Source organism: Gordonia sp. JH63 (assembly GCF_009856645.1).
GTDB lineage: Bacteria > Actinomycetota > Actinomycetes > Mycobacteriales > Mycobacteriaceae > Gordonia > Gordonia hongkongensis.
This window is the reverse complement of record NZ_CP047235.1, coordinates 2,753,417-2,766,137: the sequence shown is the minus strand read 5'-3', so window position 1 is coordinate 2,766,137 and position 12,721 is coordinate 2,753,417. Positions and strand designations below refer to the sequence as shown.

10 protein-coding genes are annotated in these 12,721 nt (G+C 67.1%); 5 read left to right on the top strand and 5 right to left on the bottom strand.

Going from position 1 to position 12,721, the window contains the following annotated elements; translation table 11 throughout:
• Positions 1-109 precede the first annotated feature (109 nt).
• Complete coding sequence (locus GR168_RS12385) at positions 110-580, top strand: MarR family transcriptional regulator (RefSeq protein WP_159370869.1); 471 nt, start codon at positions 110-112, stop codon at positions 578-580.
• Between the two features lie 18 nt (positions 581-598).
• Here the strand turns inward: GR168_RS12385 and GR168_RS12380 are convergent, their stop codons facing one another.
• A complete protein-coding gene (locus tag GR168_RS12380) occupies positions 599-1,450 on the bottom strand; it encodes a helix-turn-helix transcriptional regulator (protein ID WP_137809429.1) in 852 nt (283 codons plus the stop codon).
• Positions 1,451-1,551: 101 nt separating this feature from the next.
• Between GR168_RS12380 and GR168_RS12375 the strand changes: the two genes are divergently transcribed.
• Positions 1,552-2,310 carry an SDR family NAD(P)-dependent oxidoreductase gene (locus GR168_RS12375; protein ID WP_065629993.1) on the top strand — a complete coding sequence of 253 codons (759 nt, stop codon included), beginning with the start codon at positions 1,552-1,554 and terminating at the stop codon, positions 2,308-2,310.
• Between the two features lie 31 nt (positions 2,311-2,341).
• Here the strand turns inward: GR168_RS12375 and GR168_RS12370 are convergent, their stop codons facing one another.
• The 3 genes from GR168_RS12370 to GR168_RS12360 all read right to left on the bottom strand — a co-directional run bounded on the left by GR168_RS12370 (position 2,342) and on the right by GR168_RS12360 (position 7,444).
• Positions 2,342-3,355 carry a nitronate monooxygenase gene (locus tag GR168_RS12370; protein ID WP_159370868.1) on the bottom strand — a complete coding sequence of 338 codons (1,014 nt, stop codon included), beginning with the start codon at positions 3,353-3,355 and terminating at the stop codon, positions 2,342-2,344.
• Positions 3,356-4,822, bottom strand: a complete 1,467-nt coding sequence (locus GR168_RS12365) for a sugar porter family MFS transporter (protein WP_065630031.1) — start codon at positions 4,820-4,822, stop codon at positions 3,356-3,358.
• A gap of 222 nt (positions 4,823-5,044) precedes the next feature.
• The gene (locus GR168_RS12360) at positions 5,045-7,444 is read right to left on the bottom strand and encodes an EAL domain-containing protein (protein ID WP_238995091.1); all 2,400 of its coding nucleotides are present in this window, start codon (positions 7,442-7,444) and stop codon (positions 5,045-5,047) included.
• 292 nt (positions 7,445-7,736) lie between these two features.
• Here GR168_RS12360 and GR168_RS12355 point away from each other — a divergent pair, with 292 nt between their 5' ends.
• The 3 genes from GR168_RS12355 (at position 7,737) to GR168_RS12345 (ending at position 10,837) form a co-directional block, all read left to right on the top strand.
• Positions 7,737-8,930, top strand: a complete 1,194-nt coding sequence (locus tag GR168_RS12355) for a beta-ketoacyl synthase N-terminal-like domain-containing protein (protein ID WP_159370867.1) — start codon at positions 7,737-7,739, stop codon at positions 8,928-8,930.
• A 104-nt stretch (positions 8,931-9,034) separates the two neighbouring features.
• The gene (locus GR168_RS12350) at positions 9,035-9,922 is read left to right on the top strand and encodes a hypothetical protein (protein WP_238994890.1); all 888 of its coding nucleotides are present in this window, start codon (positions 9,035-9,037) and stop codon (positions 9,920-9,922) included.
• 54 nt (positions 9,923-9,976) lie between these two features.
• Positions 9,977-10,837, top strand: a complete 861-nt coding sequence (locus GR168_RS12345) for an LLM class F420-dependent oxidoreductase (RefSeq protein WP_159370866.1) — start codon at positions 9,977-9,979, stop codon at positions 10,835-10,837.
• Positions 10,838-11,130: 293 nt separating this feature from the next.
• Here the strand turns inward: GR168_RS12345 and GR168_RS12340 are convergent, their stop codons facing one another.
• The gene (locus GR168_RS12340; protein WP_159370865.1) at positions 11,131-12,720 is read right to left on the bottom strand and encodes a multidrug ABC transporter permease; all 1,590 of its coding nucleotides are present in this window, start codon (positions 12,718-12,720) and stop codon (positions 11,131-11,133) included.
• Position 12,721: the final 1 nt, after the last annotated feature.

Here is a 12,721-nt window from a genome sequence, read left to right as displayed (position 1 = left end):
AGCCGCCTCACTAGATGGTTGTGACTTGAAGTATCAAGTGAAGGCTAGGTGTTGACACTTGATGCGTCAACCTGATCACGGACGTGTTCACTTCGTATACACTGCGCAGATGTCCACTGCCCCAGAGCCGAACTGGCTCGACGACGAGGAAATGGACGCCTGGATCCAGGTGGCAGCCGCGCTCGCCCGTCTCCCCCACGCCCTCGACGCCCAGCTTCTCCGTGACGCCCAGATCACCCACTTCGAGTACGAGGTGATGGCAGCGCTGTCCGAGGCCCCTGACCGCACCCTGCGGATGAGCCAGCTCGCCGAACTTTCCTACGGATCGCTGTCCCGGCTCTCGCATGTGGTCGGCAGACTCGAGAAGCGGGGATGGGTTCGGCGCCATCCGTGCCCCGAGAACGGTCGATTCACGAATGCCGTTCTCACCGAGTCGGGTTGGGAGAAAGTGGTGGCCACCGCTCCCGGGTATGTGACCAACGTGCGTGAGCTCGTCATCGACCGCCTCACGCGTGCGCAGCTTCGCCAGGTGGCCGCGATCGGAAGGCGGATCAACACTCGTGAGACCGGGTCGACGTAATCCCCCGGCGCCAGACGGTCAACGTGGATCGAGTCCGAGTTGCTGTGTGCCGAGCACGTTGAGCAATTCGATCTTTCCCGCTGCGTCCGTTCGCGGCGCTGCGGTCAGCACGAGCAACACCTGGGTTTCGTCCTCGGTGAAGAGCGCCTGACAGTCGACCTCGATCGCGCCGACCTCGGGATGGATCAGGATCTTGTGGTCCTCGAAGCGTCGGCTGACGATGTGGGTGTCCCAGAGCGCGTCGAATTCGCTGCTGCGGCGTCGAAGCTCTGTGACCATTGCTCCGGCACGGGAATCGGCGCCCATGACGCCGTAAGCGGCACGGAGCGAGGCGACCTGCGCACGGCTCTGCCGCTCGTGATCGTCAGCCGGGTAGCGGCCGCGTTCCTCGTCGGGGTACACGAACCACCGGTAGATGGCACTGCGGTCCATTCCGACGAGATGGTCGGTGTCGCCGAACAGCGCTCGCGCGCAATGATTCTGCACCAAGGTCTCCCCCAGTGCCGAGAGGATGAGGGCGGGGGTGTCGGTGAGCCGGTCGAGTACTCGCAGGAGTCCGGGCGCGATGTGGTCCGAGGCCGCCATCCGGTCCGGCGCGCTGTGTCCGGCGACCCGGAACAGGTAGTCCCGCTCATCGGCCGTGAGGCGGAGTGCGCGAGCGAGCGCCGCCAACATCTGGGTGCTCGGTTGTGGGCCGCGTCGTTGTTCGAGTCGGGTGTAGTAGTCGGTCGACATCGTGGCGAGCTGCGCCACCTCTTCGCGTCGAAGACCCGTCGTGCGTCGCCGGGCGCCCCCCGGCAGACCGACATCCGATGGTTGCAGACTGTTGCGTCGGCTCACGAGGAACCCGGCCAGCGCATCACGATCCATCAGGCCAGTATCACGGCGTCGGTACCGCGTTGCCAGGGATCGGCGATCCCCGGATGGTTGCGCTCTGGATGACTCGCCCGCCGGATCCGAGACTCGATGACATGAACCTCACCGGAAACACCATCTTCATCCCCGGAGCGACCAGCGGGATCGGCTTGGCGCTGGCGACCCGCCTGCACGACAAGGGCAACACCGTCATCGTCGGCGGGCGGCGCACCGAACTCCTCGACCGTATCCGTTCGGAACACCCCGGGTTGCACACCGTCGCGATCGATGTCGCCGACCCGGCCAGTGTCGAGTCCGCCGCACGGAAGATCATCGCCGAACACCCGAACCTCGACGTGCTCGTCGCGATGGCCGGCATCATGCGGGTAGAGGATTGGTCGTCCCCGGAAGGCTTCCTCGATGCTGCGGAGGCAATGGTCACCACCAATCTCCTCGGTCCGATCCGTCTGATCGGCGCGTTCATCGACCACCTGCGGTCTCGACCGTCCGCCACGATCATGACCGTGTCCTCGGGTCTGGCATTCGCCCCGCTCCGGGTGGCGCCGACCTACAACGCCACGAAAGCGGCGATCCACATGCTGAGCGAATCGTTGCGCCTACAGTTCGCCGATACCGCAGTCGACGTCGTCGAACTCGTGCCGCCGGCGGTTCGCACCGACCTGCTGCCGGGACAACGGGACAGCGACTTCGCCATGCCCCTCGACGAATTCGTCGATGAGGTCGTCCATCTCATCGGCACGCAACCCGCCGCCACCGAACTGCTCGTCGAGCGGGTGAAGTTCCTGCGGTGGGGTGAGGCGCGCGGCGACTACGCCGACGTCGTGGCGACGCTGAACGAGCAGGACCCGCACTGAGGTGGGAGGAGCGCGACCCCTTCGCTCCCGATCACCCGAGCCGGGCGATGGTATCGACGGCCGACTCCTCGACGGCGTCGCGGTATCCGCTCCCGGCCCAGAGGTTGATTCCGTCGGGGTCGTTGCTGGCGGCGCGTCGGATGCCGCCGGTCAACGTGTTGACGGCCGGGTACTCGGCCACCGCGGCGTCGGAGAACCTGTCGGTGAACAGGTTTCGCAGGGCGCGTGCCGGTCGGCCGCTGAACGCCCAGGTGACCACGGTGTCGGTTCGGTCCGGATCGGCGAGTGCCGCCGCGTGCGCGGGTTTGGTGCCGGCCTCGGTGGTCCGCAACAAAACCGTACCCACCTGCACCGCAACGGGTCCCGCGGATCGGACCTCGTCTGCCCGGGCCGACGTGGAGATCCCACCCGCCGCGACGATGGGCAGCGGCACCCGGTCGCCGACCGCGCGGATCAAGTCGTCGAGCGGCTCTGTGGGAGGAGTGCTCCGGCGGTCGAAGACCGATCGATGGCCACCGGCGTCGGGACCCTGCACGCACAGCCAGTCGGCCCCGGCTCGGCCGGCGATCTCGGCGTCCGTGGCCGTGGTGACCGTGACCCCGACACTGCACCCGTGCCGGTGCAATTCGGCGACGACCTCGGGTGCGGGACACCCGAACGCGAAGGACACGAGCGGGATTCGCTCGTCGCACACCAGCCGGATCTTGTCGTCGAAGTGGTCATCGTCCTCGCCCAGGTCCTCGACCTCGGGAAGCGTCACGCCCAGACTTCGCGCATACGGGACGAGTTCGGCGCGGTAGCGGGCGAGGTCGTCGCGGTTCACCGGCTCCGCCTCGGGAACGAAGATGTTGACACCGAAGACCTCGGTGCCGGCCGTCCGCACGGCCGCGATGTCGGCGCGCACCTTGTCGGGGGTCAGGTACCCCGCGGCGAGCTGGCCGACACCGCCGGCCGATGCCGCGGCCACCACCAGTTCCGGGGTGCTCGGACCACCGGCCATGGGGGCCGCGACGACGCGGCTGGAGAGCTCACGCAGATCGAACATTCAGGCTTTGTCCTTCGCCGCACGGACCGCAGTGAACTGCGACAGTCGCGCCTCTGCCACCGAATCCATCTGCTCGAGCTCCATCCCCTTGGTCTCCTCGACCTTCCGGAGGACGTAGAAGAACGAGGCCGCGGCGCAGAAGGCGAAGAAGCCGTAGATGATTCCGAGTCCGACGGCTTCGGTCATCGGCGGGAACAGCATCGAGATGGTGAAGTTCGCGACCCAGTTCACGGCCGTGCAGACACCCAGGGCGACACCGCGGATGCGGTTGGGGAACATCTCGCCCAGCATCACCCACATCACCGGGCCCCACGTCGCGGCGAAGGCGACCACGAACAGGTTGGCGCCGATCAGTGCGACCACACCCCACGGGTCGGGCAGCGTGATGTTCTCGCCCTCGCCGATCTGCTGGGTGAACGCGATACACGCCATGAGCAGGCCGATGAACATGCCCACCGAACCGCCGAGCAGCAGTTTCCGCCGCCCGATGCGGTCGACGAACAGGATCGCCACGAAGGTCATGACGACGTTGATGACGGCGGTGATCACCGATGTCTTGAACGAGTCGGCCTCGGAGAAGCCGACGGACTGCCACAGCGTCGTCGAGTAGTAGAAGATCGCGTTGATACCGACGAACTGCTGGAAGACTGCCAGCCAGATGCCGACCCAGACGAGCGGGTGCAGCCCGAATGACGGTCCGGCGATGTCCCTGATCGACGACTTCGCCTCGCGCTTGACCGTCAGCTTGATCTCTTTGACCCGCTCGAGGGGGTTCTCCTCGCCCGTCACCTCCTGCAGGATCCGGGCCGCCTCGGCATCACGGTTGCGGCCCACCAGGTATCGCGGCGACTCCGGGATCAGCAGCGCCAGCACACCGTAGACGACGGCGGGCACGACACCGACGAGGAACATCCACCGCCACGCCTCGAGGCCCCACCAGAAGTCGTTCGACGCGCCGCCCGCGCTGTCCGCGAGGAGAGCGTCGGACAGCAACGCCGCGAAGATGCCCATCGTGATCGCCAACTGCTGCAGAGACCCCAGGGCGCCGCGGAAGCGGGCCGGAGCGATCTCGGCGATGTATGCGGGAGCGATCACCGATGCGATACCGATGCCGATACCGCCGAGCACACGCCACAAGAGCAGGTCCGGGATGGTCTGTGTGAAACCGGTGCCGATCGAGTTGATGATGAAAAGCGCGGAGCCGAGCAGCATCACGCGCTTGCGGCCCCACACGTCGGCCAATCGGCCCGCGAACCATGCGCCGAGCGCACAGCCGAGCAACGCGATCGCGACGGCGAAGCCGGTCATCAGCTTGCCGAGGCCGAAGTCCGCTTCGATCGAGTCGACGGCGCCGTTGACGACCGAGCTGTCGAAACCGAACAGGAAGCCACCGACCGCCGCGGCGACCGTGACACCGATGACCTTCGCCGTGTGTTGCTCGGCGACTTGCCGCTCCGCGTCGGTCATGACGCCGTCCAGAGCGTTGCAGGAGTCCACCGCAGAATGTGTGTCATGTCCGTGACCTCGCTGTCCGGTTGCATGGACGCCGGGTGATCGACGTGGCGATCAATCTACTCGCGTGCATCGCCGAGTCTGACGGTAACGGACACAGTCGCATGCATAGCGCAGATACGCCCCACGGTATGGCGTGGGACGCCTCGGTGACAGTGTTGGTCTGGCGCGGACAGGTCAGCCGGTCTCCCAGACACCGGGATTCGCCCGGATCCGGACTCCGGACCCGATCACGTCGGCCAGCGGGGCGGGACGCCCGAAGTGATAGCCCTGCGCGAGGTCGCAACCGACCTCGGCGACCGTGGCGGCCTGCGACTCCGTCTCCACTCCCTCGGCGACCACCCGCATCCCGGCCGCGTGCGCCATGGTGACGATGCCGGCGAGGATCGATGTGGCGCTCGGGTGCTCGTCGAGAGCGTCGACGAAGGACTTCGCGGTCTTCAGGACACTGACCGGCAGGCGGTAGAACTCGCTCAACGACGACGCACCGGTCCCGAAATCGTCGAGCGACACGTGTGTTCCGAGTTCGCGCACGTTGCGCAACAGGGTGAGCAGGTCTCCGTCGAGCGGGTCCAGTGCACTCTCGGTGATCTCCAGGCAGAACGCGGCGGGGTCCATGCCCGAGCGGGTGATCGTGTCCCGGAGCCGGTCGGGGAACTGGCCATTGGTGAGCTCCCGTCGGGAGACGTTGACGCACAGCATCACCCGACGGAGTTCGGCGACAGCGGCCACCTCGGCGGCCGCTGTCTCCAGCACATAGTTGCCCACCCGGTCGATGAGATTGGATCCTTCTGCGAGCGGGATGAACTCGGTGGGCGAGATCGACCCCAGTTCCGGGTGACGCCAGCGTAGAAGGCTTTCCAGGCCCACCAGGGCGCCGTCGACGGTCGACACGATCGGCTGATAGTGGATCTCGAGTTGATCGGTGTCGGTGTCGAGAACGCGCCGCAGTTCCTCTTCGATGCGCTGCCGGCGCTGCAGTTCCTCCCGATGCTGCGTCTGGAAGCGGACGTAGCGCGCACGAGAAGCCTTGCGTGCTTGATACAGCGCGATGTCGGCATCGCGCAGCAGGTCGGTGGCGGTGTAGTCGTCACCGGCCTTGACCGTCGCCACGCCGATGCTCGCCTCCACCTTGAGCGGTTCGGTGCGGGTGCTCACCGCGATCGGCTCGTACACCGTCCCCCGGATCTTGTCGATCTGCTGCTCGATCTCGTCGGCCGAACAGGCGATCCCCAGGGTGGCGACGAGAACGAATTCGTCCCCACCAATCCGGCCGACCGAGGCCTCGTCGGGCGTTGCCGCCGCCAATCGCTGTGCGACGGTGTGCAGCACCTCGTCACCCACGGCATGGCCGAGCGAATCGTTGACCAGCTTGAAATTGTCGAGATCGATGTAGAAGATCGCGACGCAGCAGGCGTTGTTTCCGTCGTCGAGTCCGGCCATGTGCGACTCGAGTTCGCGGATGATCCCCGAGCGGTTGTACAGACCGGTCAGCGGATCGTGTACGGCTTCCCACGCCAGCTGGGTGCGTTCGCGGTAACGGTCGGTGATGTCGGCGAACGACACCAGGACGACCACCTCGGCGCCGTCGTCGTCGATCGGCCGGCAACTGCACGAGAGCCAACGCTCGCCGGCGGGCGTGGTGATCGTCGCGGTCGCGTCGGTGACCGCCTCACGGGTGCGCAGGCAACGTGCGATCGGTGATTCGTCGCCGTCGAAGTCCAGCGGCAGTTCGTGGACCCGGGCACCCGGGACCGCTTCGGAACCGAGCATTGTCCCCGCGGCCGGGTTGGCGAGTTCGATGTCGCCGTCCTCGCGAACGACGATGACCGCCTGGTGCAGCGCGGCGAGGATCGTCCCCAGCCGCTCGATGAGGGGACGACGGGTGGGTTCGGCGACGATGAGGAAACCGTCATCCATCGTCGTCACCGAGGTGTGGGCGAGAAACGATCGCCCGGTGTCGGAACGGCGGTGCAACTGATCGACGGTGCCGCCCAACGACACCGCCGCGTGCGGGTCCACGTGCGCTCCGACGACGTCGTCGATATTTTGTCCGATCGCCTCGGACGCCCGCAGGCCGTACATCTGCTCAGCGGCCGGGTTCCAGGAAGTGACCGTCATGTGGTTGTCGACGGCGATCACCGCGTTGCTGACGTGGTCGAGGAGCGCCGCCTGTCGTCGCAGGGCCGATTCGATCGCTTTCTGAGCTGTGATGTCCCGCAAAATCACCTGATACGCAGGCTTGTCCTGCCAGACGGTGCGCACCGACGTCACCTCCATGGGGCGGGTGACCCCGTGCGCGTCGACCATCACCACTTCTTCGGGCACGGTCGACGCGCCGGCCTCCTCCCCCATGCCGATGATCCGATCGAGCATCTGTGGCAGTTCGTCGGGATGGACGAAGTCGGCGATGGACCGTCCGAGCATGGCGTCGCGTTCGTCGACGCGAGCGAACGCCAGCGCTGCCGAGTTCACGTAGACGATCAGGCCGTCTTGATGGACCGCGATGGCGTCCGGGCTCAACTCGAGGAGTAGGCGATACCGCTCGGCGACGGCGGCGTCACTGGGACGGGCCATGGGTTCGGCATCCGGCGCGACGAGTCCGGGCCGGTCATCGCCGTCAGCCCTCGGTCGTCCCACCGCGCCGCCCCCTCCGATCGTCATCCCCCCGATGCCCATCCTCCCCCACGCGGCTTCGAAATATGGGCGCTGCGTGATGCAAGTGTGCGCCAACTGGGTATTCGAGCGTCGAATACCTGCGTGAACTGGTCAAATGTCGGGTTTGCGCGGGATCCTGAGGGCGGGTCGCCCACGAGGGCTGCCGCGATGGATCTCACCCCATCGCATATCACACAGAAGGTTCACGATCATGACGATTCAACGTTCGACCATCTCCGGCCTGGGAGCCGTCACGGGGTACGGCTGGGGCCGCGACGCACTCTGGAGCGGTCTCCTCTCCGGCAAGTCGGCGGCCGCACTCCATCAGGGTTTCGGGTTCACGGGTGGTCAGACGACCGGTGCCGAGGCGTCTGACGACACCGCAGAGCCCGGGTGGATCGTGCGGGTGCCCGACGGTGGGCAGCAGTCCGACGGTCGCACCCGCTTCTCGCGCGCGATGCGTGCCGCGGCTCGTGAGGCCATCGAGGACGCAATGGCGCGCGGCTGGACCCCGGGGTCGAGGGTGGGACTCGTGCACGCCTGCGTGCTCGGCGACCTCGACATGTACCCGATCGTCACCTCTGGCGTCGGCCAGTACACCGGACGGCAGTACCTCTCGGTCACCCCGTCGACGCCGGTGTCTCTGCTGATGCAGGAATACGGCTTCCACGGACCCGCGATCACGGTGTCGGCCATGTGCACCTCCGGCTCGGCGGCCATCGTCACCGCGAAATCGTGGCTCGACTCCGATCTCGTCGACGACGTCGTCGTGGTGGCGACCGACCTGTCGGCCCGGCCCGAGGTCGTGGCGATGTTCGTACAGCTCGGTGTCGCCATCACCGACACCGATACGCTCAACGCGTGCCGCCCGTTCCAGGAGGGCAGCCGCGGATTCACCTTCGGCGAGGCGGCGATCGCGTTCACGATGACCAACCGTGCCGCCAACGGTTACGCAGATGTGCTGGGCGGGTCGATGTCCCACGACGCCTTCCACGTCACGTCGATCGATCCGAAGCTGACCGGCGTCCGTTCGTGCGTGGAGCAGTCGCTCACGATGGCCGGCGTCGACGGCAGGAGCATCCGCTACCTCAATGCGCACGGGCCGGGGACCCGCCAGTGCGATCGCGCGGAGGCGACCATCGCCGAGCAGATGGTGCCCAACGCCGAGGTGTTCTCGGTGAAACCGCTTGCCGGTCACTGTCAGGGCGCTGCCGGAGCTGTCGAACTCGCGGCGTCATTACTTGGCTACGAGCGGGGTGAGATCCCGGCGAGCCCGCGGGTCGCCGACGCGATCATCCCGCAATTGCTCGACGGACGAACCGATCTGGTCAGCGGGTTGACCCTCAAGACCTCCCTCGGAATGGGCGGACACAACGCGGCGGTCGTCCTCGCGCCCAATGCGTGAATGGTGTGACGAACCGCTGACCTCGATGCGGCCCGGGCTCGCCGCTCGGGCCGCATCGAACCGGAAATGCTGCGGAATACCGCGTCGCGTCCCACAATTCAGCAATGAGCAACGAACCCGATCCTCCGGTGGGCGATTCGACGCGGACTGATCCGCCGCCGACATCGGGTGCCCGCCACGCCTTGACGCTGTTCCTCAACTCACCGTTCGCGGGCATGTCCCCGTGGATCCTGATGGCGCTGCTCGCGGGGCCCGGTCGATTCGAGGAGGCCGCGGCCTCGGCGTTCGCGCTGTCACTCCTCCTGGTCATCGGTGGCCACAAGCGCGGTACGAGCGTCAAACTCCTCGAGGTCTTCGACGTCACGTACTTCGGCGCGATGGCGATCATCGCGCTGTTCGCCTCCGACCACGTCATCGACTGGCTGGAGCGTTGGGGCGGAGAGATGACCAACATCGCGCTGGTCTCCTTCGCGCTGGGGTCGATCCTTGTGCGCCAGCCGTTCACGCTTCAGTACGCACGGGAGACCACCGAGAAAGAATTCTGGGACAGCCCGCTGTTCATCCACATCAACTACGTCATCACCTGGGCGTGGGTCGGTGGCTTCGGCGTCGCCGCGATCTCGGGCGCATTCGGCGATCTGGTGCTGGACGACCCGAACAACTTCTGGACCGGATGGATCATCCAGATCGGCGGCACGATCTTCGCGATCGCCTTCACCGAGTTCTATCCCGACTACGCGACCTACCGGGCTGCGGTTCGTGAGGGGTGGGCCACCGACGAGAAGCCCGAGAGCATCATGCATCTGTTCGGTTGGGTGCCGATCTACGTTCTCGCGATCGGCATCTCCGGACTGGTCACCGACTCCCTCGGGACAGTTGCCGGTGTCGTCCTCATCGTCGCGGGCGTCGTCGCGATCAACGTGTTCAAGCGCATGACGGCCGCCATGGACGCACGGCTGGAGGCGACGGCGGGACGACCGGCACAGAGCTGACCCCGGTCGGACGCCTCGGCGCGGCCCGATCGCTCGATCGGTAGTGTCGACGACATGAAACTCGACGGCGTAGGTATCTGGAGTTCACCGCTACGGTACGGAGACACCGGGGAGGCCGCCGAAGCGGCTGCCGAGCTCGACGACCTGGGATTCACGGCCCTCTGGATCCCCGATGTGGGGGGTCCGGTGCTCGACTCGGTCGAGAATCTGCTCGGCGCGACACGGAAGGCCGTCGTCGCCACCGGCATCCTCAACATGTGGATGCACGAGCCGCACGATGTCGCCGCCGCGCACGCGCGCCTCACCGGGCAATTCGGTCCTCGCTTCCTCCTGGGCCTCGGGATCAGCCACGCACCGCTGATCGACGCCCAGGAAGCCGGTCGCTACCAGAAGCCGCTCGCGACCACGAAGGCGTTCCTCGACGGTCTGGACGACGCACCGCAGCCGGTGCCGGCCGATGCACGAGTACTGGCCGCCCTCGGGCCGAAGATGTTGCAACTCTCGGCCGACCGGACCGCAGGAGCCCACCCCTACCTGGTGACCCCGGACCACACCAAGGTCGCCCGGGAGACCCTGGGCGACGGTCCGCTGCTGGCCCCGGAACAGACGGCGATCTTCGCCGCCGACCGCGACGAGGCGCGCGCCGTCGGCACGAAGTGGCTCAAGGGCTACCTCGCGATGCCGAACTACGCGAACAACCTTCGACGCCTCGGGTTCTCCGAGGACGACCTGAGCTCGGTGAGCGACCGCCTGTTCGACGCTCTGATCGTCTGGGGCGACGACGCGGCGATCCTCAAGCGAATCGACGAGCATCGATCGGCTGGTGCCGATCACGTGTGCGTCCAGGTGCTCCAAGCCGACCACCGGGGCTTCCCGCGCGAGCAGTGGCGTCGCCTCGCGGCGGCGCTGGGCTGATGCGTACGGTCCTTGCGGTGCGAGCCACCCTCTGCTCCCTCATCCGAAGGAACGACATGACCATTGCTCCCTGAGGTGCGAGGAGCGCCAGCGACGAGCCACGAAGGGCCTGGTGAGACAGGTTGCGGAGCCCTTCGTGGCTCGCTTCGCTCGCACCTCAGGGACCAGTTATTGGGCTCGCCCCTCAAGGAGCAGGGGTGGGACTGCGCAAGCTCGCACTTCAGGGAGCGGGGGTCGGGCTCGCACTTCAGGGAGCGGGGGTCGGGCTCGCTCCCAAGTAACGGGCGACGTCGTCACGGGATGTCCCGCCGGCGGAAGCCGGCGAACCCCACCGCGACGAGCAGCACCACGACGACCCCCACCCAGACCAGTCCCCACCAATCCGGCTGGGCAGCAGACACATCCGGTACGTGATGAAACGGGCTGAAGCCCAGCGCCCAGTCCGGGAGTTTGAAGCTCGGGCCCAGGATCGTGAGCACGAAAGACACCAGGACGCCCAGCCAGATCGCGGGCCGCACGCGGGGTCGGGCGCCGATGACGGCGACGGCGATGCCGACGACCGCCCACACGGCGGGGATCGTGGCGATGGACTGGAGGAACACGTCGCCGAAGCCGAGGCCGAGATCGGCCGTGGCGGCGAAGACGCCGACGACCAGCCCGGCAACGGTGACGAGGGCGGCGGGGACAACGAGGGCGACACCGGTGACGGCGCCGAAGTACCTCGGACGGCTGACGCCGGTCGCGAGCACCGCTTCCGCTCGGTCGTCGAGCTCCTCGGTCCGGATGCGATTGACGATCTGGACCCCGGCCACGGATGCGACGATCCCGACCAGGCCGAGAATCGTTGTGACGAAGGCTGATACCAGGTCCGCGGGCGACGCCGCGCCGGAGGCGAAGATCTGGGCCATGGCGGGATTCGCGGTCAGCAGGCCGCGGACCGACCGGGTGAAGTAGCCGAAGATGACACCGAGTCCGACGAACGCGACCGTCCACGCGACGATCGGCGCCCGGTTGAGGCGGATCGCCAGCGCCAGTGGCGAGCCGATGCGGCCCCGTGCCGGGCCCGGCCGGGCCGGTATGAGTCCCTGACCGAAATCCCGTGCACGCTGCAATGCGAAAGCCGCTGCACCGACGACGACCGCGAACGCGACGCCGATCAGCAACGGCCACCAGTGATCGCCGGTCGCGGGTCTGGTCTCCTGAATCCATCCCAGCGGATTGACCCATGTGGTCCACGTCGGTGCGTCCACCGAGAACAGAAACCCGCGCAGCACGAACAGGACGCCGAGCAGAGACACGGCAATCGTGGTGGCGGCCCTGGCGTCGGAACCCACCTGGGCGCTGACCGCGGCGATGGCGCCGAACATCCAACCGGTGACCGTGAACCCGGCGCCCAGCAGGAACGACGACCCCCAGGCCCCACCGCACAGCGACGTCGCCAGACCCGCCAGGATGCCGATGGCGATCGAGCACACGCCGGCCATGATCAACGCGGTCGACAGTCGGGCGGCACGTCCGAGCACCCCCGCGGCGAGAAGTTCGGCCTGGCCGGAATCCTCCTGTCCACGTGCGGCTTTGACCACGATGAAGATCGCACCGAGCGCGGCGATGAAACCGCCCAGCGCGAGGCTGCGCCACGCGACGAATCCGTCGACCGTGGCCAGGTCGTAAGCGGGTCCGAAGATCAGCCCGAGTGCGGGATTCGAGCCGATCGTCGTGGCGAACGCGGCGCGTTCCGCGGCGTCGGGAAACAGCAACGGGTAGGCGATGACCGACGACACGGCCAGTGCGGTGGGCAAGACGATCCACGGCGCGAAGCTTCGACCTTCGTGGTGCAGGGAGGCCCGTAACAGCGGCGGCGTACCGATCGTCGATGCAGTCATC

Coding starts and splice junctions, on each gene's coding strand:
- GR168_RS12360 (WP_238995091.1), bottom strand. CDS start 7,444: ATGGCCCGTCCCAGTGACGCCGCCGTCGCCGAGCGGTATCGCCTACTC.
- GR168_RS12370 (WP_159370868.1), bottom strand. CDS start 3,355: ATGTTCGATCTGCGTGAGCTCTCCAGCCGCGTCGTCGCGGCCCCCATG.
- GR168_RS12380 (WP_137809429.1), bottom strand. CDS start 1,450: ATGGATCGTGATGCGCTGGCCGGGTTCCTCGTGAGCCGACGCAACAGT.
- GR168_RS12340 (WP_159370865.1), bottom strand. CDS start 12,720: ATGACTGCATCGACGATCGGTACGCCGCCGCTGTTACGGGCCTCCCTG.
- GR168_RS12385 (WP_159370869.1), top strand. CDS start 110: ATGTCCACTGCCCCAGAGCCGAACTGGCTCGACGACGAGGAAATGGAC.
- GR168_RS12375 (WP_065629993.1), top strand. CDS start 1,552: ATGAACCTCACCGGAAACACCATCTTCATCCCCGGAGCGACCAGCGGG.
- GR168_RS12345 (WP_159370866.1), top strand. CDS start 9,977: ATGAAACTCGACGGCGTAGGTATCTGGAGTTCACCGCTACGGTACGGA.
- GR168_RS12365 (WP_065630031.1), bottom strand. CDS start 4,822: ATGACCGACGCGGAGCGGCAAGTCGCCGAGCAACACACGGCGAAGGTC.
- GR168_RS12350 (WP_238994890.1), top strand. CDS start 9,035: ATGAGCAACGAACCCGATCCTCCGGTGGGCGATTCGACGCGGACTGAT.
- GR168_RS12355 (WP_159370867.1), top strand. CDS start 7,737: ATGACGATTCAACGTTCGACCATCTCCGGCCTGGGAGCCGTCACGGGG.